The 25,794-nt window shown below is 38.6% G+C and carries 20 protein-coding genes and 1 other RNA gene; 9 read left to right on the top strand and 12 right to left on the bottom strand.

Features of this window, described 5'->3' with window-relative positions:
* From ACNKXS_RS09580 to ACNKXS_RS09560, 5 genes are all read left to right on the top strand, one after another.
* Positions 1–549 (top strand): hypothetical protein (locus ACNKXS_RS09580; RefSeq protein ID WP_417920669.1); only part of this gene is annotated, 549 nt, incomplete at its 5' end.
* 15 nt (positions 550–564) lie between these two features.
* On the top strand, positions 565–2,640 hold the full coding sequence (locus ACNKXS_RS09575; RefSeq protein WP_417920668.1) for an SPFH domain-containing protein: 2,076 nt from the start codon (positions 565–567) through the stop codon (positions 2,638–2,640).
* 74 nt (positions 2,641–2,714) lie between these two features.
* Positions 2,715–7,601 carry a DNA repair ATPase gene (locus tag ACNKXS_RS09570; RefSeq protein ID WP_417920667.1) on the top strand — a complete coding sequence of 1,629 codons (4,887 nt, stop codon included), beginning with the start codon at positions 2,715–2,717 and terminating at the stop codon, positions 7,599–7,601.
* Positions 7,602–7,673: 72 nt separating this feature from the next.
* A complete protein-coding gene (locus tag ACNKXS_RS09565; protein WP_417920666.1) occupies positions 7,674–8,552 on the top strand; it encodes a DUF808 domain-containing protein in 879 nt (292 codons plus the stop codon).
* A gap of 105 nt (positions 8,553–8,657) precedes the next feature.
* Complete coding sequence (locus tag ACNKXS_RS09560) at positions 8,658–9,311, top strand: class I SAM-dependent methyltransferase (RefSeq protein ID WP_417920665.1); 654 nt, start codon at positions 8,658–8,660, stop codon at positions 9,309–9,311.
* Between the two features lie 325 nt (positions 9,312–9,636).
* Here the strand turns inward: ACNKXS_RS09560 and ACNKXS_RS09555 are convergent, their stop codons facing one another.
* The 3 genes from ACNKXS_RS09555 to aceB form a co-directional block, all read right to left on the bottom strand.
* Complete coding sequence (locus ACNKXS_RS09555; protein WP_141876995.1) at positions 9,637–9,852, bottom strand: hypothetical protein; 216 nt, start codon at positions 9,850–9,852, stop codon at positions 9,637–9,639.
* 599 nt (positions 9,853–10,451) lie between these two features.
* Positions 10,452–12,071, bottom strand: coding sequence for an isocitrate lyase (locus tag ACNKXS_RS09550; protein ID WP_417920664.1), 1,620 nt, complete (start codon positions 12,069–12,071; stop codon positions 10,452–10,454).
* 80 nt (positions 12,072–12,151) lie between these two features.
* On the bottom strand, positions 12,152–13,750 hold the full coding sequence (aceB, locus tag ACNKXS_RS09545) for a malate synthase A (RefSeq protein WP_417920663.1): 1,599 nt from the start codon (positions 13,748–13,750) through the stop codon (positions 12,152–12,154).
* A 119-nt stretch (positions 13,751–13,869) separates the two neighbouring features.
* On the opposite strand from aceB, the gene ACNKXS_RS09540 reads away from it, so the two are divergent.
* Entirely contained in the window at positions 13,870–15,348 is a 1,479-nt protein-coding gene (locus ACNKXS_RS09540) for a helix-turn-helix domain-containing protein (protein ID WP_295179116.1), read from the top strand.
* On the opposite strand, the gene ACNKXS_RS09535 is transcribed toward ACNKXS_RS09540, so the two are convergent.
* The 8 genes from ACNKXS_RS09535 to ACNKXS_RS09500 form a co-directional block, all read right to left on the bottom strand.
* Positions 15,345–15,755: a hypothetical protein gene (locus ACNKXS_RS09535; protein WP_417920662.1), complete on the bottom strand. Its 411-nt coding sequence runs from the start codon at positions 15,753–15,755 to the stop codon at positions 15,345–15,347. The two genes, ACNKXS_RS09540 and ACNKXS_RS09535, sit on opposite strands and share 4 nt — an antisense overlap.
* A gap of 336 nt (positions 15,756–16,091) precedes the next feature.
* Positions 16,092–16,607 (bottom strand): cyclic-phosphate processing receiver domain-containing protein, encoded by a 516-nt coding sequence (locus ACNKXS_RS09530; RefSeq protein WP_417920661.1) that lies wholly within the window; start codon positions 16,605–16,607, stop codon positions 16,092–16,094.
* Between the two features lie 372 nt (positions 16,608–16,979).
* Positions 16,980–17,402: a hypothetical protein gene (locus ACNKXS_RS09525; RefSeq protein ID WP_417920660.1), complete on the bottom strand. Its 423-nt coding sequence runs from the start codon at positions 17,400–17,402 to the stop codon at positions 16,980–16,982.
* On the bottom strand, positions 17,371–17,814 hold the full coding sequence (locus ACNKXS_RS09520; RefSeq protein WP_417920659.1) for a GreA/GreB family elongation factor: 444 nt from the start codon (positions 17,812–17,814) through the stop codon (positions 17,371–17,373). Before ACNKXS_RS09520 ends, ACNKXS_RS09525 begins: the two co-directional genes overlap by 32 nt.
* A gap of 26 nt (positions 17,815–17,840) precedes the next feature.
* Positions 17,841–19,121 carry a Glu/Leu/Phe/Val family dehydrogenase gene (locus tag ACNKXS_RS09515; RefSeq protein WP_417920658.1) on the bottom strand — a complete coding sequence of 427 codons (1,281 nt, stop codon included), beginning with the start codon at positions 19,119–19,121 and terminating at the stop codon, positions 17,841–17,843.
* Positions 19,122–19,127: 6 nt separating this feature from the next.
* Positions 19,128–19,289 (bottom strand): hypothetical protein, encoded by a 162-nt coding sequence (locus ACNKXS_RS09510; protein ID WP_295179103.1) that lies wholly within the window; start codon positions 19,287–19,289, stop codon positions 19,128–19,130.
* A 189-nt stretch (positions 19,290–19,478) separates the two neighbouring features.
* Entirely contained in the window at positions 19,479–20,801 is a 1,323-nt protein-coding gene (locus ACNKXS_RS09505) for a sigma-54-dependent transcriptional regulator (RefSeq protein WP_417920657.1), read from the bottom strand.
* Positions 20,802–20,804: 3 nt separating this feature from the next.
* Positions 20,805–21,902: a sensor histidine kinase gene (locus tag ACNKXS_RS09500; protein WP_417920656.1), complete on the bottom strand. Its 1,098-nt coding sequence runs from the start codon at positions 21,900–21,902 to the stop codon at positions 20,805–20,807.
* Between the two features lie 670 nt (positions 21,903–22,572).
* On the opposite strand from ACNKXS_RS09500, the gene ACNKXS_RS09495 reads away from it, so the two are divergent.
* Entirely contained in the window at positions 22,573–23,145 is a 573-nt protein-coding gene (locus tag ACNKXS_RS09495) for a hypothetical protein (protein ID WP_417920655.1), read from the top strand.
* A 219-nt stretch (positions 23,146–23,364) separates the two neighbouring features.
* Here ACNKXS_RS09495 and ssrA read toward each other — a convergent pair.
* Positions 23,365–23,764, bottom strand: a transfer-messenger RNA (tmRNA) gene (ssrA, locus tag ACNKXS_RS09490).
* Between the two features lie 309 nt (positions 23,765–24,073).
* Here ssrA and ACNKXS_RS09485 point away from each other — a divergent pair.
* Positions 24,074–25,282 carry an NAD(P)-dependent oxidoreductase gene (locus ACNKXS_RS09485; RefSeq protein ID WP_417920654.1) on the top strand — a complete coding sequence of 403 codons (1,209 nt, stop codon included), beginning with the start codon at positions 24,074–24,076 and terminating at the stop codon, positions 25,280–25,282.
* The coding region (locus ACNKXS_RS09480; protein WP_417920653.1) for an endonuclease/exonuclease/phosphatase family protein at positions 25,269–25,794 on the top strand (526 nt) is incomplete at its 3' end. The genes ACNKXS_RS09485 and ACNKXS_RS09480, both read left to right, overlap by 14 nt.

Here is a 25,794-nt window from a genome sequence, read left to right as displayed (position 1 = left end):
TCCGGAATCGAAGGTGGAAATATGGATTTTGAAGATATTTCCAATACCGAGATCAACCAGGAAGACGTGGTTGGGAAAAGGCGAAAACCTTTAAAGTGGTGGCAGATTTTCCTTATCTATTTCAACTTCGTAGGATTGCCCTTTATGTTCACTTTTACCTTCTGGATCTTTGTCTGGTGGTTTATCACCACACTAGTTACGGCGATCACTGCAAGCTATGATAATTTCATAGGTTTTGGGATCATGCTACTAGCGTTGTTTCCCTCGCTCTTTGTCACCAAAATTCTAACTACCCCATTCAAAGGTTTCTTCAAAAATCTGAATAAAGACGGCGATGCGCCCATCGATTATCTTGGCAGGAAGGCCACTTTGTTATCTACAATTTCAGAAGACCGAATGGGAAATGCTGAGGTGAGCGTAAATGGTGATAGCTTATCTATTTATGTAAAATCACTTACCGGTGATCCGCTCCCTTATGGAAGCAGTGTTCTTATTATCAAGCGATCTCCAGATCGCAATTATTACCTCGTACAATCATATAACGAATAATCTAATCTAACTACAATGGAATCAATCTTACCAATTATTGGAATTGGAATAGGCATTTTGCTGTTTCTAATTATCGTTTACTTCGCGATCATCGCGATGTTCTACAAAAAAATACCTCAGGGACAGGCACTCATCAGGACCGGTTTTGGAGGAACCAAAGTCGCTACAGATAAAGGACTTTATACCGTACCGGTATTTCATAAGACTGAAATCATGGATATTTCGGTTAAGAAAATCCAGATCGAGAGACTGGCGCATGAAGGTTTGATCTGTAAAGACAATATGCGTGCAGATATTAAAGTTGCTTTTTTCGTTCGTGTTAATAACGACGTGGAATACATCAAAAAAGTAGCGCAGACCATAGGTGTGGACCGTGCCTCCAAAATTGCCACTCTGGAAGATCTTTTTGAAGCAAAATTTTCAGAAGCATTAAAGACGGTTGGTAAAAAATTCGATTTTATTGAGCTTTATGAAGCCAGACGTGAATTTCGTGATGAGATCGTAAATATTATCGGCACAGATCTTAATGGTTATACTTTGGAAGATTGCGCGATCGATTTTCTGGAGCAGACTTCAGTAAAAGAATTAAAGCCGGACAATATTTTGGATGCGGAAGGGATCAAAAAGATCACCGAGCTTACCGCAGTTCAGAATATGAAAGCTAATCTTATCAAGCGTGATGAAGAGAAAACCATCAGAAAACAGGATGTGGAAGCTCGTGAAGCGATTCTTGAACTTGATAAGCAACTAGCCGAAAAAGAAGAGCAGCAAAAACGTGAAATTTCGAATATCAAAGCACGGGAAGAAGCTGAAACCTTGAAAGTAAACGAAGAGGAGCGCCTGAAATCTGAAAGCGCCAGAATTGCTACGGAAGAAAAAGTAAAGGTTGCTGAAGAAAACATGCAGCGCCAGATCATCGTTGCCCTGAAGAATAAAGAGCGTACCGATGCTGTGGAGTCTGAAAGAGTTGAAAAAGACAGGCTATTGGAGGCTACCGAGCGTGAGAGAGTAGTGACGCTTGCTCAGATCGAGAAAGAAAAAGTAGTGGAGGTTGAGAAGAAAAACATCCAGGATGTAATTCGCGATCGTGTGATGCTGGAAAAAGGAGTGGTAGAAGAGCAGGAAAACATGAAAGATATCCAGGCATTCAAAACTGCTGATAGGGATAAGCAGGTTAAAATTACTACTGCGGAAGCCTCTGCCCAGGAAGAACTTATTAAAACAACGATTGCTGCGGAAGCTCAAAAAGAAGCTGCCAAGCAAAGAGCTGAAGAAATCAATATCGAAGCACTTGCTCACAAGGAAGCCAGCCAGAAACAAGCCGAAGCCAGAAAGATTCTTGCGGAAGCTCAGGCGAAAGAGGAAGCAACTGTTGGTATGTCTGAAGCTCAGGTAATGCATGCGAAGGCTGATGCTAACGAACGTCAGGGACTTGTGGAAGCGAATATCATCGAGAAAAAAGCACGTGCGGAAGCGGCCGGAATGGAAGCCAAAGCAGATGCGAAACGTAAAGATGGTCTTGCTGAAGCAGATGTAATTAAAGAGAAAGCGATAGCCGATGCTTCAGGAATTGAAGAGAAAGCTGCAGCCATGAAGAAACTTGATGGAGTAGGAAAAGAGCACGAAGAGTTCAAATTAAGACTGAATAAAGATCTTCAGGTGGATCTAGCCAATATCAATATTCAGAAGGAAATCGCAGATGCGCAGGCGCAGGTAATTGGAGATGCGTTAAAAGCTGCTAAGATCGATATCGTTGGTGGGGAAACTATGTTCTTTGATCAAATCGTTGGACAGATCACCAGAGGTAAAGGTTATGACAGGCTTGTACAAAACTCTACCAACATTCAAGAGGTGAAAACTGCCATTCTGGGGAGTGAGGATGTAAAGGGAAATTTGTTAGAAAAAGTGAGAGACTTTGCTTCTAAATACGGAGTTTCTACAGAAGATATCAAGAACCTGAGCATCGCCAGTCTTATCACAGATCTTAAGATAAAATCTGATGATAAAGAAGAGCAAACCATGCTCGGCAATCTTCTAAACCTGGCGAAAGGACTGGGAATTCAGGATAAACCGATCTCAAAACTTAGATAACTGGAGATGCCGGTGCCTGGCACCGGCATCTTTTATATCTACATCTATTACAACACAAATTTCAGGAAGAGAACATGGCAAAGGAACCCATAAAGGAAGAGAATGCGCAAAAACTGGATGTTGGTACCTATGAGGTAATCCAGGGCAGACTGCAAAAGCAAAAAACTGAGTTGCAATCCCGACTTCAGAAATTAAATGAGGAGCGGCAAAAGGTTTTTGGCTCACTGGAAACAAGGCTTATTGCTAATGACCGTATCAATACTGAAAACAACTGCATCGCGAGGGATATCGTTTCACTTGGCAATACCTGCATTTTTGGTTACAATGTGCATTTTGGTTTGCGTACAGAAATTTCTTTGAATGATGTGATGAGCGTTTACAGGTTTGAGAACAATGCTTTTGAAGCGATCGATACAGATCTACTCAAAAATGATGTTTTCGAAGCTGATTTCAAAAATCTTTATAAGTACTATAGAAATACTATTTTCTCAAAATTCGCGGTTATTGGAAACTACCTTTATATGGTTTTTCGGTTAAGCGAGAGTGTGACCGATATTAAAACCTTCAAATGGCTTATAAAAGATGAAGGTTTGCAATACGTAGATAATCGTAGTGATCACGAATACAAACTACCCTCACAACATGAATTTAACTGGCAGGAAGTTTCAAGGGATCAACACCGGCAGGGAGTTCATGCGCATGTTTCTATTCTGGATCGTGTTTTTGTAGAAACGATTGGCGGTGATCTTACGATCAAGATCGAGGATAATACCAATGATGGCAAAGGTATTTTTTCCGAAGAAGTGGAGCATAGAGATCAAACGCTTGACGACGGGCAGTACAGATTTGCCAATCTGGGCAATCTCATCATCTTGGAGATCAAACCTTTTCAGGAAAGTCCGCGTTACTTCGTATATAATCATAAGCTTCGGGAAGTTCAGAAAATCAGCAGTATCAGGGATACCTGCGTTTTATTACCAGACGATCAAGGCATAATTTTTCCAACCGGTTACTATTTGCAAACTGGGGAATACCACATTTTTGATCATAGCATTCCGAATTTGAGATTTCAGGAAAAGATAAGTTCTCCAAATGGTGAGGATTTTCTGTATGTCTTCTATGCTCCGGAAAATGGACTCTACAACCTGATGAGCTATAATGTGATCTCTCAGGAAATCCAGACTCCAATCATTTGCAATGGTTTTACCATCCTTGAGAAAGGTGAACTATGTTACTTTAAAAATGAAAATGAACAGACCAAACATCATGTGATCCAGATCTGGCAAACGCCATATCTTAAAGGTGATTTTATGCCTTCCAGCCATGAGGATAGCCTTTTATATAAGATTGGGAACAAGGATATCGTAAAAGCGATGGCTGAGGTGAACGGACTCGTAAATCTTCTAAATAAAGAGGATAATTATGATGGTTTATATGCAGATCTTTCCAAGCGTTCCAAGGATATCCTGGATGCTTATTACTGGCTGAAAGAAGAGGAAACTCAGCTTCTAAATGAACCACTTCGGGAAATTAACCAGGCTGCAAATGCTGCGATGGATGAGTTTCAAAAGGTACTGGAACTCAAGAAAAATGCAAGGCAGAAAACGAATGAAATTGGGAAAAAAGCCGAGCAGATCTTTAATAAGATAAAAAGCTCAGGTTTTAGGAATATCAATGATTTCGTAAATGCATTAACCCAGCTCAGGTCATTAAGAGGAGAAACGATCAGTCTTAAAGAAGTACGTTATGTAGATGAGCAATTCATTGAAAACCTGGAAGAGCAGATTGCTGAGCAAACTACAAAGATCTCGCGAAGATGCGTAGATTTCCTGCTGGATGAAAAAGCTCTTAATCCTTATCACAAAGCAGTAAGTGATAAGGAAGAGCAACTATCTGAAATCAAAAAGGTAGTTGATGCCCGAAAACTGGAGGAAGAAGTCAATAAAATTTCAGAAGATCTGGAATTATTGATCGATATCGTTTCCAATCTTGAAATAGAGGACACTTCGCATTCTACAAAGATCATCAATAATATTTCGTTGATTTTTTCTTCGATCAACCAGTTAAAGGCAGAGATCAGGAAAAAACGAAAGTCTCTTGGAAGTGCTGAAGCTCAGGCCGACTTTGCCGCGCAATTAAAACTTATCGATCAAAGTATCATCAACTACCTTGATATTGCTGATACTCCTGAAAAATGTGATGATTTTCAGACTCGAATTTCTATTCAGCTAGAAGAACTGGAGGGCAAGTTTGCCGATTACGAGGAATTTATTGAGTTGATTATTGAGAAGCGGGAAGAAGTTTACAATGCTTTTGAAGCGCGTAAGAATACACTCGTAGAAAAACGGAATAAACGTGCGGTTACTTTACAAAATTCCGCAGAAAGAATCCTGAAAGGGGTGCGGAAGAAATCTGAATCTTTTAATGAAGTAGCAGATATCAATGCCTATTTCGCTTCAGATATCCTGGTGAATAAAGCACGTGATATTGCCGAGCAACTGCAGGAAATGGATGACAGCGGCAAAGCTGAAGAGATCCAGTCTATGTTAAAGTCGGCCAGGGAAGATGCGCTACGAAAGCTGAAGGATAAGAAAGAAATTTATGAAGATGGCGATAAGATTATCAGGCTTGGGAAACACAAATTCGGAGTTAATAAACAGGAATTGGATCTCACGATCTTATACGTAGATGATGCTTTACATTATCATATAACCGGCACCGATTTTTATCAGAAAATTGAAAATGAAACTCTTCTAAAGTCTGAAAGATTCTGGAGCCAGGATTATATTTCAGAAAATTCAACTATTTATCGTTCCGGTTTTCTGGCCTATAAGCTCTTCCGAAGATTTGGTAAAGAACTAAAAAACCATACGGAGGAAGATTTGGTCAGGCTGGTGCAGGAGGAAAGCAGTAAAGATTATTCTGAAGGATATGTGAAAGGAATTCATGATCTGGATGCGGCAAAAATCCTATCCGTACTGCTGGAAAAACACGAGGCCCTGGATTTGCTTCGCTATCATCCTGTTATTCGTTCCTGCGCGCAATTTTTCTGGAAATTTTCTTCTGCGGAAATACGGTCAAATTTAGATCAGAATATAAAAGCCGCGGGAGAAGTATTGCAAATTTTTCCAAATTCCAGAGAATATCACTCATTGCTGAAAACCCTAAACAAAGAGATTCAAGATTTTGGTCAGAAATCAGGAATTTTTGAACCTGAACTGGCTTCTGAAGTTGCTGAATATTTGTTTGAAGAATTGCAAAATGATGATGATTTTCAGAAAAGTGGAATAGCTATTGGGATCAAAGAAGATTTTCTGAATATGCTGAAGTCTGAGAATGCCGATCTTAAATTTAAGGACAGTCTTAAAAGCCTGAGTTCAAACCAGGCAAAAGTCGCCTTGATCGAGCAGTGGTTGAAGGCATTTTTGCAAAGCAATTTAGGTGAACAAACGAGTTTGAAAACCAAATACGTAAGTGAAGCAGCAGCGCTTATACTTTTTGAAGATGAATCTGTTTTAAACACAAAATTCACTTCACCATCTCAGCATATTGAGAATTTAAGAGGTGAACATCGCCTGATTAAATCAGGAGTATTTGATTTTAACTATCATGATTTTATAGCGACCCACAGAAGCTATTTTGAGATCGATGTTCCGGCTTACCTGGAATTTAGAAAGGCCAGGCATGAAGTGACCCTCCAGCTTAAGGAAGATCTTAAACTTGAAGAATTCAGGCCAGGAACGCTCAATTCTTTTGTTCGAAATAAATTGATAGACCAGGTTTATTTTCCACTATTCGGAGATAACCTGGCTAAACAGCTGGGTACCGTAGGAGATCAAAAAAGAACCGATAGAATGGGTTTACTATTACTCATTTCGCCTCCGGGTTACGGGAAAACTACGTTGATGGAATATATCGCCAACAGGCTTGGACTGGTTTTTATGAAGATCAATGGTCCGGCGATTGGGCACGATGTAACTTCAGTGGACCCATCTTCAGCTACTAATTCGGCAGCACGGGAAGAGCTTAAAAAGCTGAATCTTGCCTTTGAAATGGGGAATAATGTGATGCTGTATCTTGACGATATACAGCATTGCAATCCTGAATTTCTTCAAAAGTTTATATCACTTTCCGACGGAACCAGGAAAATTGAAGGGATTTACAATGGCAGATCACGAACTTATGATATGCGCGGGAAAAAGTTCTGCGTGATCATGGCCGGAAACCCGTATACAGAAAGCGGCGAAAAGTTTCGAATTCCAGATATGCTGGCGAACCGTGCAGATATCTACAATCTTGGTGATATTATTGGCGATACCGCGCATCTATTCAGGCTGAGTTTGATCGAAAATTCACTGACCTCTAATCCTGTTCTGCATCAACTTAGTAGTAAGAACTTTGATGATGTGTATAAATTATTGGACAGAATTGAGAATAATAATCAGGAGATTCAATTAAGCGGAAATTATTCGAATCAGGAAGTGCAGGAATATGTATCGGTTTTGGAAAAAGTCATTCAGATACGAAACAATGTTTTGAAGGTGAATGCTGCGTATATCAAAAGTGCTGCGATGGAAGATGAATATCGAACAGAACCATCTTTTAAACTACAGGGCTCCTACCGTGATATGAATAAATTGGTGGCGAAAGTGGTTCCAGTAATGAATGAAGCCGAATTGCAAACGCTTATTCTGTCACATTATGAAAGCGAATCTCAAACGCTTACTTCAGCTGCGGAAGCAAACTTATTGAAATATAAGGATCTTACTGGCAGTTTGGAAGAAGAGGAACGGAGCAGATGGAATACCATCCAGGAAACATTTCAGAAGAATAATAAACTAAAAGGTTTTGGGAACAAAAATGAGATGGCGCAATTGCTTTCTCAAATGATGGAATTCACAGATAATCTGAAAGGTATCAAAGAAGCTTTGCAGAATGGTTTGAAAAGGTCAAACCTGTGAATATTTGAATAAAATTTTTCAGATTTCAATTAATTGATGGAACTTTCCATGTTCTAACCAAACCAAATTTTTATGGCCTCAGGATTTTTTGCTTTACTGGATGATATTGCAGCGTTGATGGATGATGTTGCGGTGATGAGCAAAGTTGCCGGCAAGAAAACTGCCGGATTACTTGGTGATGACCTTGCTGTAAATGCAGAAAAAGCCAGCGGATTCATTTCTGATAGAGAATTGCCGGTATTATGGGCGATCACTAAAGGTTCTTTACTTAATAAACTCATTATTCTACCGGTCGCATTTTTACTGAGTGCCTTTGTTCCGGTGGCTATAAAGATCATACTGCTTATTGGTGGATTGTACCTGGCTTATGAAGGTGCAGAGAAGATCCATGAATACTTGTTTCCTCATAAACATGCGAAATCCACACCTGTTCCAGAAGATCTCACCAAAGAACAGATGTTAGAACGAGAAGATGAGAAGGTTAAGTCGGCTATTCTTACAGATTTTATACTTTCAGTAGAGATCGTAATTATTGCATTAGGTACGGTGAGCGGGGAGGAACTACCAACTCAAATTGGAGTAGTAAGTATAATAGCGCTTGTAGCTACTGTTGGGGTTTACGGAGTAGTCGCTCTAATTGTTAGAATGGACGAATTTGGAGCGAAGCTTATCGATATGAATGAGCAAACGGATAGCTTTTCAGATAAAGTAGGTGAATTTTTAGTGAATGCATTACCATGGGTAATCAAGGGATTGGCGCTTATTGGTACGATAGCTTTGATGTTGGTTTCCGGAGGGATCTTCGTGCATAATCTTGATTTTGTACATGATCTGGTCCATTCTTTACCCACTATTCTAGGGGAATTCCTAGTTGGATTGGTCGTTGGAGCAATTGTTTTACCTCTGGTTGGTTTAGGTAAGAAGTTATGGAAGTCGGTTTCCAGCAAATAGAAGCTTAATATCCTGTTTTTGTTTGATAGCAAAGGTTTTTTACTCCAAAAAATAAAAAACAGCTAGAATCTTATCGAAGAGTTTCTTTAACCTATAATTCCATCTGTGAAAAATAAAAAACCATGGCCTACTAAAGAAGCAATGGAACAGGTGTATGCCATGAACCTATGGGGGAAAGGTGAATCTGCGTTCTACTCCGGGAATGGTTCACATGATGAAGTTCTTGTGAAGCCATATCTTGAGGTAGTTAGAAACTTTCTAAAAGCACATCATAATAAACTTTCTGTATGTGATCTTGGTTGTGGTGATTTCAACATAGGAATGCAGCTGCTGGAATATGCAAAGCATTATATTGCTGTAGATATCGTTCCAGCTCTGATCAATTACAATACAACTCATTTTAAGTTTGATCATCTGGAGTTTCAATGCCTTAACATTGCGAAAGATGAACTACCACCAGGAGATGTGTTGATTCTGAGACAGGTTTTGCAGCATTTATCCAATTCTGAAGTACTAAGTGTCCTGGATAAGATTGGAGCTTACAAATATCTCATTTTGACGGAGCATCATCCCGAATCTATTTTTGCTCCGAATAAGGATATTATATCTGGCCAGGGAATAAGATTGAAGAAGAATAGTGGCCTGGAAATTACTAAACCGCCTTTCAATTTTAAATTTGAAAATAAGAAGGAGCTTCTATCGATTCAAGATCCAGACGGGAAAGGTGTAATAAAAACTACTCTCTATAGAATTCAGTAGAAAAAATACATAATCAATTTTTAAAGGTCTGAATAGAAAAATCTGGACCATATTATTTCTTCGCTCGCAGGTTTTTCAATGATCTAAATAAGTTTTAGTTCACGAATTGGACTGCACTATTAAGCCTGATAAAGAATTAAGAAGTTTAGATGGAAGATTAAAGGGGCTACTCGTAAAATCTGGGTGTAATAGAGAACGAAAGGAATTGCGATTTCTGGAGTAAATGCAAGGTTTTGCTTCGGAAGGTAAGAATGAGCGAGTTGTAACTAGTTGTATAACTCGCTCGAAATTCTTTTATAGCTCTGTTTATCTGAAGATTTATAGATTAGGATTCAAGTCCTGGAATAGGAGTGAACTTACCATTAGTGGATTTCCCAAGAATGATAACATCTTTGATATCGCGGTATTCTTCAATCGCTAATTTTAGTTGATCTACTGTGTCCCGGCGTACTTTAACTCCTCCTGTTTTTTTATTTTTATTTCTAACTTCAATATAATAACCGTCTCTGAGATCTTTCGGTTTTGTAGAAGGTCTGCCCATAATTTTGATTATTCGAGATTAAATTAAATTTAGTATTACGTATGTAAAACTAAACAGTTATAAACTAGCAACTTGAGTGAATATATGAAATTCAGAACAATTGTTTAGCATTCAATTCTAAACAATTATTTAGCGGCTTAAAGCACGAAAAAAGTTGAACGTCAAAAATTGTTGATAGCAATAACTACATTATACTATAATTAGGCAAAGGTAAGGAGTCTAAAAATTTAATCGGTGAAAATTGTAATATTTTTACTCAAATAATTCTAAATTCTATAATTTTTATTGTAGAATCATATTAAAAGTCGGGATTTGATTATGAGAATTCCGTTTTTATAAGCTTTTGTGTGGGATGAACTAATTCATCTCAATCAAAGCGAGTAGGATTTCAGAAATGAGAAATTCCTTTTCAGAAAAACTTATAGTGGAGGATTCAATTTCTATTAAACTTACAGATAGATAGATAGTATCTATATTGTTTTATAATCAACAGGAATAAATTTCGGCTTTCATATCAGCAATTTGATTCACTAAATATAGAAACAGCTCCATACATTGCTATTAAAATGCATGGAGCTGTCCATTATACAATTTTGAAATTAGCTTACCAGTTCAAGTTCCTTTCCGACAACTTTTTCGCTAAACTGATTACTGGTATTCTTTTCACCGCCAGCTTTCAAAGCTTTTTCTCCCGCAAAGAAACTTTTGTGATCATCTCCTAGGTCAGATCCTGCCATTCTCTGATGCTTAACACAGGATACACCTTTTCTGATCTCCTGTCGCTGAACACCTTCTACATAGGCCAACATCCCTTCTTCGGAAAAATAACCTTTTGTGAGATCGTTCATATGTAAAGCAGTGGTGTGATAAGTTGGTAGGGTGATTAGGTGATGGAAAACCCCAGCTTCTTTGGCGGCATCCTTTTGAAATGTTCTGATCTTCTCATCTGCTCGATGGCATAGTTCAGATCCATCATATTCAGCAGCCATCAGGTCATTTCTATCGTATGCGGTCATATTCTCACCTTCAGCAAGCATTTCTTCATAGGCCTGGTTTCTGAAGTTCAATGTCCAGTTAAAAGAAGGTGAGTTATTATAAACCAGTTTGGCATTGGGAACAACCTTTTTTACACGGTTTACCATATGCGCGATCTGCTTTACATTTGGTGTAGGAGTCTCGATCCATAACAGATCTGCGCCGTTTTGAAGGCTGGTAATACAGTCTAAAACCACACGGTCTATATTTGAGCCTTCCTTAAATTTATACAACCCATTTGACAATCTAACTGGGCGAACCAGTTTCCCGTCTCTTTTAAGAAGAACATCGTCTTCTTTTGCTTCGCTAATATCAATGTTTTCAGCTTCCACAAATGCAAGGTATTTTGAAGCCAGATCTCCTGGTTCATTACTTACCGGTAATTTCTGGGTTAGACCAGCACCTTCAGAATCTGTTCTGGCTACGATCACTCCGTCATCCACCCCTAATTCAAGAAAAGCATATCTAACGGCGTTCAGCTTGGCGATAAAATCTTCATGAGGCACGGTTACTTTTCCATCTTGATGTCCGCATTGTTTTGCATCTGAAACCTGGTTTTCTATCTGAATCGCACAGGCTCCAGCTTCGATCATTTCTTTAACCAGAAGGTAAGTTGCTTCCTCATTTCCGAAGCCAGCATCAATATCAGCAATAATTGGTACAATATGGGTTTCGAAATTATCGATCTGGTGCTGTACATCTTCACCTTTTTCAAGTCTCTTAAAAAGATCGTTGAGTTCTACAGCATCTGCCTGTCTCAGAAAAGTATATATTTCCTTGATCAAGGCAGGCACTGCGGTCTTTTCGTGCATAGATTGATCTGGCAGTGGACCAAATTCTGAACGTAAGGCAGCAACCATCCAGCCGGATAGATAGAGATATTTCCTATTAGTTGTTTTATGATGTTTTTTAACCGCGATCATATTTTGCTGAGCCACGAATCCATGCCAGCTACCAAGGGATTGGGTGTATTTGGAGGAGTCGGCATCATATGCTGCCATGTCCTTTCTCATAATACCAGCGGTATATTTTGCAATATCCAGTCCTGTTTTAAAACGGTTCTGGCTCATCATTCTTGCTGCATGTTCAGGTTTTACTGAGTTCCAGGTTTCCCCGTACTTTAGTTTCAGATTTTTGACCGTCTCCAGGGCTGATTGATAATTTGATTGCGATAAATTTTCCATAATTTTGTGTTTGATTATTAAGTTTTTTGAAAGTTTGATAATTAGGTCTCGCAAACTATGCCAGTAGTTGCGAGACATTTTTATATATGTTTATATGCTGGGAGCGTTAAGAATTCTTCGAATCTTTCAGAAATAACAAGCGTGTCAAAAAGTTTAAAAGCCAATTCAAATTTTGTGTTCTTAATATTGGACTCGCCATATTCGGTAATAATCTTCTCAATTTCATCTTCAAAGATTTCAATATAAAGTTCCATATTAAATTTCCTGCCGTCTTCGAGAACCACTTCATTTTTGAGCCATTGCCATAATTGTGTTCGTGAGATTTCAGCAGTAGCAGCGTCCTCCATCAGGTTGTATAGAGCGACCGCACCATATCCACGCAGCCAGGCTTCCAGGTACAGAATACCTACATTGATATTTTTTCTAATCCCTTCTTCGGTAACCGTTCCATCAGGAATTTTGAGGAGATCCTGCTCTGTTATTTTTAAATCATCCCTGGTTACTGAGAGTTGATTAGCTTCAGGCATATGTTTATCGAACTCCTTGAGTGCTATTTCAACCAAAGCTGGATGAGCTACCCAGGTGCCGTCATGACCGTTCATAGCTTCTCTTTCCTTGTCTTTTCGAACTTTTTCGATCGCCTGGTCATTGGCACGCGGGTTATTTTTAATTGGAATTTGGGCCGCCATTCCTCCAATTGCCAGTATTCCTCTTTTGTGGCATTTCTGAATCACCAGTTTCGAGTAAGCATCCATAAACGGTGAGGTCATGGTGACCTGATCACGATTAGGAACGACGAAATTAGGGTGGTTTCTGAATTTTTTGATATAGGAGAATATGTAGTCCCAGCGACCGCAATTAAGTCCAACAATGTGTTCTTTTAGTTCATAGATGATCTCATCTAACTGGAAGCTCGCTGTGATCGTTTCAACAAGGACCGTTGCTTTAAATGTACCTGTGGGAACATTCAGGTATTCCTGTGCGAAAACAAAAACCTCATTCCACCAACGAGCTTCTTCGTAGTGTTCAAGTTTTGGTAAATAAAAGTAAGGGGCTGTCCCATTTCCAAGCATCGTTTTGGTATTATGAAATACATACAGGCCAAAGTCTACAAGGCTTCCAGATGCTTCCTCTTGCGTAATTAAAAGATGCTTTTCGTTAAGGTGTAAACCTCTCGGGCGTACGATCAAGACCGCTGGTTCAGGATTCAAGGTATAGGATTTTCCTCGTGAGGTTTCTTCCAGTGATATAGTTCCTGCATTTGCATCTTTAAGGTTTTGCTGACCTTCGATCACATTTTCCCAGGTAGGAGAGGTGCTATCTTCCAGGTCTGCCATAAAAGTTCTGGCGCCCGAGTTTAAAGCGTTAATGATCATTTTTCTGTCTACCGGTCCGGTGATCTCTACACGCCGGTCTTGAAGATCTGTAGGGATTTCACCGGCTTTCCAGTCTCCACTTCTTATTGAAGCTGTTTCAGCAGGGAGTTCAGGTAGGTTACCGGAGTCAAAGTGTTGCTGCTGAGCTTCTCTTTTCTCGAGAAGAGCAAGTCTTTTATGGTTGAATTTTTCATGTAATGCGATTAGAAATTCTAGTGCTTCTTCGCAAAGGATCTGCGGATAGTAATTAGTAACCTCTTTACTGAAGTTTAATTGTAATGAGTTTAGTGTGTTGTTTTCCATGGTGTTAGTGTTTTGCATGACAATATTATAATAAAGAATTCAATAATACAAGCGAACGTTCGCTAAAAGTGATTATTCGCAGAAAATGAGTGTTCGCAGAATTGTTTATATTTGGTTTCATGGAGGAAGATTATATCAAGCTAATTTTTGGATTGAAGTTAAAACAGATAAGGACTGAGAAGAGTTTATCTCTATTTGGATTATCCAAACTTTCAGGGCTTTCCAAGTCCTATTTGAATGAGATTGAGAATGGAAAAAAATATCCTAAACCTGATAAAATCGCTTTACTGTCAGAAAAGTTAGAGGTTCCGTATGATCAAATGGTTTCCCTTAAGCTTGATAAGAACCTCGCGCCCATAGGAGAATTGCTTCAGTCAAAGATCCTCAAAGAAATTCCGCTTGAATTGTTCGGCATCAAGGAGAGTAACCTTATCGATATAGTTTCCAATGCTCCGGCAAAGGTGAATGCTTTCATTAGTACCATTATCGAAATAGCCAAGCACTATAACTTTAGCCGGGAAAGCTTTTTCCTGGCTTCCGTGCGCTCTTTTCAGGAAGCGAATAACAATTACTTTGATGATCTGGAACAGCAGGTTCTAAAATTCTCAAAAGCCTACCAGGTTGATCTTACCAAATCACCAGGTTCTAAAGTGCTTGAGGAGATTCTGGTAGAGGAGTATCAATATGTAATTAATGAAGAAGAGTTGGATAAATTTGAAGCTTTAGAGAATTTGCGCTCTGTTTTTGTTCCGAAAACCAATACACTTCTGCTGGCAAAGGGAATAGACGAAGCTCAGCGCAGTTTTATATTTGCAAAGGAACTCGCGTACAATTACCTCGAAATTTCAGACCGGCTGCATTCTTTTCCGTGGATTAAATTTGAAAGATTCGATCAGGTGTTAAATAATTTTTATGCCTCTTATTTTGCAGGAGCATTAGTGATCCCGAAGGATGAACTTACCATCCAGCTGGAAAATCTATTTCAGAAGGAAAGTTTTGATCATGTTCATTTTTTGAATATGATGCATAATTTCAATGCTTCTCCGGAAACATTTTACCAGCGACTTACCAATATACTTCCGAAGGAATTCAACATAAAAAACCTATTTTTCCTAAGGATCACACATAAAGCTGATAGCGGTAAGTTTTATTTGAACAAAGAGTTGCACCTAACCCACCATCATTCCCCTCGTGCGAATGAGACCAACGAGCATTACTGCAGGCGCTGGATGTCGTTAAAGGTGATCCAGGAAATCAGTAAGTCTAAGAATTCACACGAATTTGATGTGCAGATTTCTAACTATCCCAGTCATGAGAACAGGTATCTTATCTTTTCTTCAGCAACCAAAGATCCTTTTCGAGAGAATCAATTTAGAAGTATCAGCATTGGTTTGCTAATTAATAAACAACTTGAGCGAAAGCTGAAATTCCTTGAAGATCAAAATATCGTTAGAAAGAATGTTGGAGTAACCTGCGAGCGTTGCGCTATTGCCGACTGTAAAGTGAGAAAAGCACCTGCGATCGTTCTGGAAAAGCGAGAGAAGAACAGTAAAATCGAGTCTATTGTTGATGAATTAACGGCTAAGTTCCAGGCCTAAGAGCTCTTTCTGGCTTTTAGCAAATTGGAAAATACATAAGTGAAGAACAGGAAGAAAATCCAGTCGTTCAGACCATATACCGCATAGAACATTCCTGCCAGAAGATCTTTATCGAACACCTCTGTAATACTATTGTTAAGATGCCAGTTGATCCACGTAAAGCCATAGATAAATTTCTCTATAGCAAAGACAGCGATTAGCCACTTCACTTCTTGATAATTATTGGCAACTGAAATATAAGCCAGACCCCATATCAGGATCATTAATAAGCCGAAATTTGACATGACCACCGGGTCAAATTCAGGAATAACAGGGTTGGTAAATAGTTTTGAAAATAAGAGCACAGACATATTCATTAAACCGGCGAGAATAAATCCTTTGCGAATGCTTGATGAGCTACTTTCCATGTTCTTCAATTTAAATACTTCTGAAATTTAGAAGGATCGTCTTGTTTGACGAAATTTCAGAGGAAAGTTAAGTCTTTTCGGGTCATAAGAGATCATAACAGCAGACTTATTCAGATTAATACAAATGATGGGCACTTGGAAGATAGAGATATCTTCTAATTACCAAAGCCAGATTTATTCTGAATGCTGTACCCTAGTAAAGGATATTTCCGAAGAAAAAAATAGAGAATTCCGGAGCTGAGAGTGTTTGTGTTTTGTCTTAAGAAAACGCTGGTTAAGGTAAGTTCCAGAAGCTTTACAGATTAAAGGATCAGCTAACTTCTAAGCTCGGAACTCCTAACCAGTATAACTTCTAAAATTCATACGATTAGCTAAGATCAGATAATTCTTGAGAAGTCTGTTAATACGCGCTTTACCTTCAGGATTAGTGCTGTGAGAAGACCATGGCGGCGGTAGCAGTTGGTGATTATAGCAATAATCTATCAATACTTCGGCACAGTCCAAGCCATTGAATGAATTGCTTAAATCGTAATCAAAGCAAATGGCATCCGGCAACCCATTTGTATGAATCCAGGTTTGAAATTCGGTGAACTCTTTCATCCAAATAATGTTGACTTCACGCCCAATGGGACTGAATGCCAGCCAATCCATTTTTTTCTCCAGGGGATCTATTCGGTCATCCAGCCATATTAGCGTTTTACGACCAGTTTTTCTGCTTTTTTTAATAGGAACTGTGGCTGATTTCTTTATAAAAGCTGGTCTATTTAAAGCAAAGAGATTCTGCGACCCCATTGATAAGAAGTCTTTCAGGTTCAAAAGATTCCGAAGAATAGTACTGTGGTAAGCTTTCATGAAAAGATATCTCAAAGATTGATGAATTTAAAAACACAGGAGGTTTTAGTAAAATGAACCCGGGATCTCTTAAATTTTCTGAATTCGCACCACGAGAAAAATGAATAGCATAAAAATGCCTCCAATAAATAATACGGTATACAGGTTTTCTTCCCAAATGCGATAATAGAATTCCTGATGTAGATAAATTGACCTGCATAGAACTGCAGCGATCACTAAACACAAGCTCTTGTAAAATTTACTTTTCATATTATTGATCTTTAAAAACCAGATAGCCCGCGCATTAATATTGCTGAAAATTAACTTCTTCTCTAAACCCTACGAGAAGAAAATGGCGAGGACTATCTGGATCAACAAGGTTTGTTGAATTAATTAATCTAAAAACTTTTCAATCCCATCCTTCAAAAAGCAGAAGGCTGAATATTTTATATTCCGCACCTCCTTCAGGTGCTTTTCAATCTTTTTACGTAAAACGATATGAGCATTAAAAAAAGCATGATCACACTGTATATCATCACATTCATTCATCTCATCCAGCCTGGGAAGAAATTTCTGACAGGTTTTCAAAATGCCGTGATTTACCTTTCTTAGATCCTGGAATTGATCGAAGAGATATTCAGCGTCAACACGATTGACCTTTGTTCTTTTAATAAGTGAAGAATCAAAAATATCCAGGTAAAATTCAATTTCCTGAGCCACAAAATCCAGTTCGAGTTTCCATTGTCTAACCTCATTTTGAAGCCTGATCGTTTCTATCTCCTCTTCACTGTGGTGTTCCTGAATGTTGCTTATCATAGTTCATATACATTAATCCTGATTCTATTTGTTTTACTTCCTGGATATGTATGTGACTTTTTCCAAGTGGATAGGTCCAGGTAATGTTGTCTCCCTTTGCATATCCAAAAAGCGCAAGTCCCATGGGAGCCAGAACAGAAATCCTGTTCTTACGCAAATCACCTTTGTCTGGAGTCACGATCTGGTAGGTTCTTTCCACTGAGTATGCCGTTTTAATACTTACAAACGAATTCAGTCGAATCACATCTGCAGGCATCTTAGCATTGCTCAACACCTTGGCACTTTTGAGCTCTTCATTCAACTTATGTATCGATGCTTTGTAGGAGGTGTCTTTGTAGTATTTAGCCAGCGACATGATTTGTAATAGAAAATCATATTCCTTCTTCTCAATTATTAATTCTCCGTATTTCATTTCTTACTTATTTATTTGCATTCCTATTAAGGAAAAATCCCTCTTTGTTTGTATGCCGTTTCTACTCTGGAAATTGCCAGTATAAATGCCGCTGTTCTCCAGTCCACTTCTCGTTTATTTACTTCATTATGGATCTTATGAAAATTTTCGGTTAATTTCTTCTGGATCTTGGCCATCACCTCATCCAGCTGCCATAACTCTCCGTTTCTATTCTGAAGCCATTCAAAATAACTTCCAATTACACCACCAGAGTTGCAGAAAATATCTGGAATGATCTTCACTCCATTTCGAAGCAGAATTTGTTCACCCTCTTTGTCTGTAGGTCCATTGGCTCCTTCAGCAACGATCGAAGCTTTGATTTTAAAGGCATTTTCAGCAGTGATCTGATTCCCTAGAGCTGCAGGAATGACGATGTCGCAATCCAGTCCAAAAAATTCATCAGCATCTATTTCCGTAGCGCCATCGAATCCTTTTATAGATCCTTTTCTGGGTTCACAATGCTGAGCCAAAGCTTCAGTATCTATCCCATTTTCGCTGTATACTGTCGCGTGAGCATCCTGAACAGCTATTAGCTTTGCGCCATCCTGAGATAAAAAGTGGGAGGCCCAGTAGCCTACATTTCCAAAGCCCTGTACGATGAATCTTTTATCTTTTAGATCCTGCTGTTCGGTTTCCAGCAATAACTTAATGGACAGATATACCCCAAACCCGGTTGCACGATCACGACCTTCCAGACCTCCTGCGCCTACAGGTTTTCCGGTCACCACATGCTGATTATGTGAACGTTCTGATGATGAAATGGTAGACATATAGGTGTCTACGATCCACGCCATGGTCTGTGGATTAGTATTTACATCTGGTGCCGGGATGTCATGTTCCGGTCCAATGTTCTCGCCCAGAGCATAGGTGAATCTCCGGGTAATACGTTCCAGCTCTGAATCTGAATAATTTCGAGGATCTATCTGAATACCTCCTTTTGCACCACCAAATGGTAGTCCGGCGAGGGAAGTTTTCCAGGTCATCCACATGGCAAGTGCCTTGGCAGCGTCAATATCTACTGTATCGTGGTATCGAAGTCCGCCTTTATAAGGTCCTAATGCATTATTATGTTGAACACGGTATCCGGTGAAAACCTCCACTTTGCCATTGTCCATTTTAACTGGAAAATGAACAATGATTTCATTATTGGTAATACCCAGGATCTTTCTGATATTTGGGTTCAAATCTATTATATCTGCCGTATTGTTGAACTGGTTCATTACGGTCTCGTACATAGATTGTTTAATCACTTTTTTAGTGTTTATCATTTTGTATTATTGAAAGTGTTCACAATGAAATTTTCTGTCCTCTTTCCAGGTACAGGTTCTGCGATTGTCGCAGTTAAAGCATAAGCCTTTGAGCATTTCCTGGGTGATCCCTTCAGGATGCTCCCTATTTGGAATAGTGGCTGTAGCTATTTCCTTAATCAAATTCATTCGGTCATAGATTTAATTTTTTCTGATTACAGAAAGTCAAAACCTATGCCCGTGCTAGGAACATTTTACAAAAAGGATTTTATGATACTGATAATCAGTAAATTATATAAGTAAAGAATATTTCTGACTCTCTTTATATCGAGGAGAAACGCCCCGGATGGGAAGAAAGGTACCGGAACTATATGATCGTTAGTTTAGCTTTTTTCGAAGTGTTTTACGATCGATTTGGAGAATTTCGGCTGCTTTGGTTTTATTATTATCCACACTGGCCATAATTTTAAGAATATGTTCCATTTCCACTTCTTTCAAAGACTTTGAAGTAGAATTATGGTCTGGGACCGGGTATTTGAGATGGTCTGAAAGCTGTTCTAAATCGATACGGTCTTCGCTCATAATAATAGCTCTCTGAACCACATTTTCCAGTTCACGTACATTTCCAGGCCAGTTATATCTTTCCAGTATTTCCAGGGCTTTTGAAGTGAACTCTATTCGTGGTCTGGCATATTCTGAAGCATATTTTCGAAGAAAGTTCTTAGCGAGTAACGCGATATCACTTTTATGGTCTCGAAGTGGTGGAGTTTCGATATTCACGACATTTAACCTGTAATAGAGATCTTCTCTAAAACTACCTTTTTCGACCATATGGAGTAGGTCACTATTTGTTGCGGCGACTATGCGGAGTTCTATTTTTTTAGCTTTCTGTTCTCCAATTCTTCGAACTTCTTTCTCTTGAAGTACTCTTAACAACCGTGTTTGAACGGTTAATGGAGCAGTACCAATTTCATCCAGGAAGATTGTACCACCGGCGGCAGCCTGAAAAAAACCGGGTCGATCCTCATTCGCTCCTGTAAATGCTCCTTTCCTATAACCAAAAAGTTCGGCTTCCAGAAGTTCTGCCGGGATAGCACCACAGTTTACAGCGATAAAAGGATTTGCAGCAAAGGAACCTTTATAGTGAATAGCTCGAGCCACCAGTTCTTTACCCGTCCCGCTTTCGCCCTGAATTAATACGGTAGCGCGGTTATTCTTAACCCGTTCTATGAGATCGATAAGTTGTTCGATCTTTTCTGAATTACCTACAATTCCCGCATATGCGGTTGCTTTGTTAGTGGATGGAATATTAACCTCAGAATTCTGGGATTTTTCAGGAAGTGATCTTTCTACAGATTGTTTTAATTCTTCCGCAGTAAATGGTTTTACGATATAATCCAGTGCACCAGATCGCATGGCATTCAATGCGCCATCCATGGAAGGATATCCGGTGATGACCAGCTTCGGAACTTTCGGAAAATGCTCTTCTACATATTTTATGAGTTCCATTCCACCAATACCAGGCATTTGCAGATCGGTAATAAGTAGATCCACGGCATTGAATTTTAGAATATCAATGGCTTCCTTTACTGATGCCGCCTTGTAAGAGTGATAGTGTTGCTCCTGAAGTTGACGTTGTACTAATTCAAGCATGTCATAATCATCATCAACTATGAGAATATTGGCCTTTTTTAGCAACATAACTTACATTTTTAGAGGTAGCTTGATTTGAAAAATAGTACCCGTAGGTTTATTATCAAAATTAATGATTTCTCCTTGATGACTTTTAATAATTCCATGAACCACACTAAGTCCTAACCCGGAACCTTCGCCTACAGGTTTTGTAGTAAAAAATGGTTCGTAGATCCTGGCATTTAGATCGGCTGGAATACCAGGTCCCTGGTCTTGAATTTCCATTATAAAGTGGGAAGCCGTGTTCGTTACTTGAATAGAGATGAGGCTTTTTTTAGGCGAAGCGTAGATAGCATTTATAAGCAGATTAAAAAGTACCTGGGTAAACTGAATGGTATCAATTTGAGCTTCCAGATCGGGATTTTCAATTTTAAATTTATAACTAACTTCTGCTTTATAAAAATTTTGAGATAGTAATTTTAATGCCTGGTCAATGATTGGTTTGATCTGAACGAACTCCTGATGCTGAGGCATTTCACAAGCAAAGAACATTAATTTTTTTACAATTTCGCGAGAATAGATAGCTGCTTTAATGATTTTGCCTGTATCTTTTCCGGTTTGGCTTTCCAGAGTTTTCGATTTGATCAATTCAGCGAAACCCAGAATATTTCCAAGTGGCGTATTTAGTTCATGGGCAATTCCCGCAGTTATTTCTCCTAAAATTGAAAGTCGGTCATTTCGCTCTGCACTTCTTTTTAAAAGTTCTTCTTTTCTGGTGATTTCTCTGCGTTCAAAAAATTCACTAATCTCGATCGATATCTTGTTTAAAAGTTTTTGTTCCTCTTCCAGGAAGTATGCGTTCTTCAGCTTTGCAGTATCATAATAGACTTTTATCGAACCATTACTTTCATTGAAAAAAGTGATATGGCTTTCCTGGACAATAGAATTTTCTGGAATATCTGAAGTTGAAATCTGAAGCTCATCTACTTTTAACTCAACGATCGCATGGTCAGGATAAAACCAGGCTTTTTTGGTGATCTCACAAATTTCTTCCATCGTGTTTTCAACTGAATCTGAATGTTTACGAATCGCGGAGGAAACCTCGTAAAGGCAGGACAGTTCCTTGATACGTTCTTCGAGTTTTTTAGATAAGGAAATTTCTTTCGGCATTTATATAGGTTTTCGAACTGAATGTTGCAGGTATTCCACAATTCAAGGATTATTATAGGGCTATTCCACAATCACTTAGGATCTGGAAATATTATACCCTTAAACAGGGAACGATGCTTAAGTTAATTATTTTCTTTCAGGCTCTTTTTGCGATCAGCTATAAATATAATCTTCCCGACAAGTTTTAGAAATAACGTTGAGGCATTCTTTAAAATTGAAATTTTGGATTACGTCATGTTGCACACTCGATTTTCCAGTAAGGAGTATTCCACATTTAGCGCAATTTCAGCAATAAAAACACCAATCATTTATAATAGTTATTTTAGTACTCAGATCTGAACAGTTATTGTCATTTAAAAAAGTATTCATCTCTGGGTCAGTTATTTAAAACCAAAAAAATCCTGCTTGAGTGAATTCGGTAGGATTTCTTTGATTCAAATCACAATGCAATTGTGAGTGATTGTCGAACTTGTTTTGTCTTGATTTTACTTAACCGCTATATTTTTAAAAGCCTGACTTGTTAGAAAACTTAAAATTTTATCATTTGATAATGTACTAAGCAATATGTAATCCTATCATTTTAGATTGCCACCGGGTCTGTAAAAGATAATCCAAATCAAAAAAGGATAGATTAGTATACCTTTCTTGTTATTTTCAGGAAAATTTAAATATGAGAAATTTTTTTATTCTAATTTTCTGTGCATTTGGCTCGCTGGTTTACTCGCAAGACCATTGTAAAATTAGAGCAGATATTTCATACACTAGTTCGGAAAAAGAGTATAAAATCGAACTTGACAGAAGGCAAAATGTCTCTAGTTTAATCATATATAAGCTCTCTTCGGAAAGAAAAAGCTATAGTCTGCGTGATCAAAAAAGAGTAGATGAATTACGTGGAAAGTGGAAAACTGCTGAAGAGCATAGAGAACTCGAAAAAATAAGAAATAGATATAAAATTTTTGATAAGGATTCTATTTTAATTTCTAATAATAGTATAACCTTCAAATATTCTGACTCCCTATTATTCCACTTTGAAAAAATTCTGGACGAAAAGAAAGATCAACCAGTATATACCGATGCTATGTATGTAGAGATTTATGAAAATGGACTTCAAAAGTATAAAGTCTATAATCCTCAGATAGATATTTATTCAATTGTTTATTACTTTATTCAATCGGCACTACAAGAATACTGGAAGAAAGTTTCAAAACCTATCTTAACAAAAGACTATACCTCTATTTATTAAATTAGTAATTAGTTACCAAAAAATAATAAACCCCGTAAACATAGGGCTTACCGGGTTAAAGAGTGGAGTCGAAGGGGCTGGCTTCGCCTCAACCTTGATTTCCCATTCTGTAAATGCATCTGGCTGCACTTGAAGTCCGGACTTCTTAAAACAAAAAATCCTGCTCGAATAAATTCGGCAGGATTTTTTTGCTCCAAATCACAACGCAGTTGTGAGTGATCGTGGAGTCGGAGGGGTTCGAACCCTCGTCCAAACAAGCAATTCAGATGCTTTCTACACGTTTAGTTTTCACTTGATTGTCGATGCAAAGCCGGCCGAAAACCACCAACTTCACACGTATTCTCAATTAAGTTTCAGAAACTCATCAAGACCCTGAGCTTCCTATATTTACTTTATCGGTGCCTCTGTTGTGGATGCCGTAAATCAAGGCCTCCACGAGACATCTCGGCTCCCTGCCTTGCAGGGACTAAGTATAACCTACTGTAATTCGGTTACGCAGCCAAGGCGTAGTTATTCTCGCCGTTTGAAAAAGTGTGAAACATGAGATTTAAGAGCTATATCCCGGCGCTCTACGTGCTTACAACTCAATTAGACTCGCTGTCAAAACCAAGTCGACCCCATAAAATTATGAACATTTTCCTAATAATCTTCTGGGCGTTCCTCTCCTCCCTTCGTCCCTTCGACAAGCTCAGGGCTCAGGGCCTCGCGGCGGGCTATTCGCTGCAATCTTTTTTATTGTGCTTCGACAAGCTCAGCACTTCAAAAAAGGATTTTCGCTACTATCCCTAACGCAACTACTATTTATTTCAAATAATAGTACTCAGAATTTTAAAGAAGAACCGTTCTCTAAAAGAGTTCGGGCCAGCAAAGATACTCATTTTAATTTATATCTTTGAGACACATCAAATTCTACAAAAGCTATACCATAATGATAAAATTCGCCCTAATCAGGGAGCGAAAAACTCCACCAGACAGGCGAGTGGTTTTTTCTCCTCAAATGCTTCAGGAAGCCCAAAAACAGTTTCCGCAGGCAGTATTCAAAGTCGAAAGTTCTGATATCAGGATATTTAGCGACCAGCAATACAGAGAGGCTGGTTTTTTGGTAAGCGATAATGTGACAGATTGCGATGTGCTTATAGGAGTAAAGGAAGTTCCGATTCCCCATTTGATACCTGACAAAAAGTACTTCTTCTTTTCTCATACGATCAAAAAGCAGCCATATAATCGTGATCTGCTTCGTGAAGTTTTGAAAAGAAGGATTGAATTGTACGACCATGAGGTCATCACGAATAAGAATCATGGCAGGTTGATAGGTTTTGGACGTTATGCAGGTTTAGTAGGAGCTTATAACGGGATTCGAATGATTGGTAAGAAGGAAGATCTATTTGATCTTCCTAAAGCAGAAGATCTTCCAGATCTTCATTCACTTTTGAAACAACTGGATAAGATAGATCTGCCTAATTATAAATTTGTGCTTACGGGAAGCGGCAAAGTAGCACACGGAGCCAGAGAAATTCTGGAGCATTTAAAAATAAAACAGGTCGATCCAGAAACCTACCTGGTGCATGAGTTCGATGAACCGGTATTTTGTCATATTGATGTGCTGGATTACGCTAAACGAAAAGATGGGGCTGAAGGCAGCCGAATGGAATTCTATAAAGTTCCGCAGAATTACGATCCAGATTTTATGAAATTTGCCAAAACCAGTGATGTCTTTATTGCCGGGCATTTTTATGGCGAGGGCGCGCCCGTATTTTATTCCGAAGAAGATATGCAGCATAAAGATTTCAGAATAAAATATGTGGCAGATATTTCCTGTGACATCGCAGGACCCATAGCAAGTACTATACGACCTTCCACGATAGCGGAACCTTTTTATGGTGTTGACTTAATTACTAATGCTGAGGTAGATTTCAAAAGTAAAAATGCTCTAGCCGTAATGGCTGTAGATAATTTGCCATGTGAACTACCCAAAGATGCTAGCGAAGGTTTTGGAGAGATGTTTCTTAAACACGTAATTCCGTCTTTTTTCAATGAGGATAAGGATACTATTCTTGGTAGATCTAAAATGACCGCAGATAGAAAATTAACCCCTTTGTACTCTTATCTACAGGATTTCGTAGATGGAAAAGAATAGAACGATGATCAAAATTATTAGTAGCTTCTTAATAGTTCTGACAAGTGCATTTTGTAGTGCACAGAATATTAGCGTGATGAGTTACAATATTAAATACGCCAATGAGAATGACGGCGAGAATAGCTGGTCTAAGCGAAAAGATTTTATTACTGATCAAATCCAATTCTACGAACCTCAAATCCTGGGACTTCAGGAGGCGGTAAAAATTCAGATCGAACATTTTCTAGTTGAGGTCGATGGTTACCAATCGATTGGAGTAGCCCGGGAAGATGGCTTTAATAAAGGTGAATTCACCGCCATACTGTATAAAACCGAAGATTTGGAAGTTGAAGAGTCCAGTACTTTCTGGCTTTCAGAAAATCCAGAAGAAGTTTCAACAGGATGGGATGCAGCATTGCCAAGGATATGTACATATGCACTTTTTAGAAATAAGGATAGCGGGAAAAAGTTCTGGGTATTCAATACTCATTTTGATCATATTGGTAATAATGCCAGGACTGAAAGTGCTAAGT

The organism is Christiangramia marina, assembly GCF_048285865.1.
In the GTDB taxonomy this organism is placed as follows: Bacteria; Bacteroidota; Bacteroidia; order Flavobacteriales; family Flavobacteriaceae; genus Christiangramia; species Christiangramia marina.
Note: the sequence above shows the minus strand (reverse complement) of the source record. Positions and strands in the feature narration are given on the sequence as shown.

Coding starts and splice junctions, on each gene's coding strand:
- ACNKXS_RS09530 (WP_417920661.1), bottom strand. CDS start 16,607: ATGAAAGCTTACCACAGTACTATTCTTCGGAATCTTTTGAACCTGAAA.
- ACNKXS_RS09525 (WP_417920660.1), bottom strand. CDS start 17,402: ATGATAAGCAACATTCAGGAACACCACAGTGAAGAGGAGATAGAAACG.
- ACNKXS_RS09540 (WP_295179116.1), top strand. CDS start 13,870: ATGGAGGAAGATTATATCAAGCTAATTTTTGGATTGAAGTTAAAACAG.
- ACNKXS_RS09555 (WP_141876995.1), bottom strand. CDS start 9,852: ATGGGCAGACCTTCTACAAAACCGAAAGATCTCAGAGACGGTTATTAT.
- ACNKXS_RS09550 (WP_417920664.1), bottom strand. CDS start 12,071: ATGGAAAATTTATCGCAATCAAATTATCAATCAGCCCTGGAGACGGTC.
- ACNKXS_RS09565 (WP_417920666.1), top strand. CDS start 7,674: ATGGCCTCAGGATTTTTTGCTTTACTGGATGATATTGCAGCGTTGATG.
- aceB (WP_417920663.1), bottom strand. CDS start 13,750: ATGGAAAACAACACACTAAACTCATTACAATTAAACTTCAGTAAAGAG.
- ACNKXS_RS09500 (WP_417920656.1), bottom strand. CDS start 21,902: ATGCCGAAAGAAATTTCCTTATCTAAAAAACTCGAAGAACGTATCAAG.
- ACNKXS_RS09570 (WP_417920667.1), top strand. CDS start 2,715: ATGGCAAAGGAACCCATAAAGGAAGAGAATGCGCAAAAACTGGATGTT.
- ACNKXS_RS09510 (WP_295179103.1), bottom strand. CDS start 19,289: ATGAATTTGATTAAGGAAATAGCTACAGCCACTATTCCAAATAGGGAG.
- ACNKXS_RS09495 (WP_417920655.1), top strand. CDS start 22,573: ATGAGAAATTTTTTTATTCTAATTTTCTGTGCATTTGGCTCGCTGGTT.
- ACNKXS_RS09505 (WP_417920657.1), bottom strand. CDS start 20,801: ATGTTGCTAAAAAAGGCCAATATTCTCATAGTTGATGATGATTATGAC.
- ACNKXS_RS09520 (WP_417920659.1), bottom strand. CDS start 17,814: ATGAAATACGGAGAATTAATAATTGAGAAGAAGGAATATGATTTTCTA.
- ACNKXS_RS09535 (WP_417920662.1), bottom strand. CDS start 15,755: ATGGAAAGTAGCTCATCAAGCATTCGCAAAGGATTTATTCTCGCCGGT.
- ACNKXS_RS09485 (WP_417920654.1), top strand. CDS start 24,074: ATGATAAAATTCGCCCTAATCAGGGAGCGAAAAACTCCACCAGACAGG.
- ACNKXS_RS09575 (WP_417920668.1), top strand. CDS start 565: ATGGAATCAATCTTACCAATTATTGGAATTGGAATAGGCATTTTGCTG.
- ACNKXS_RS09515 (WP_417920658.1), bottom strand. CDS start 19,121: ATGATAAACACTAAAAAAGTGATTAAACAATCTATGTACGAGACCGTA.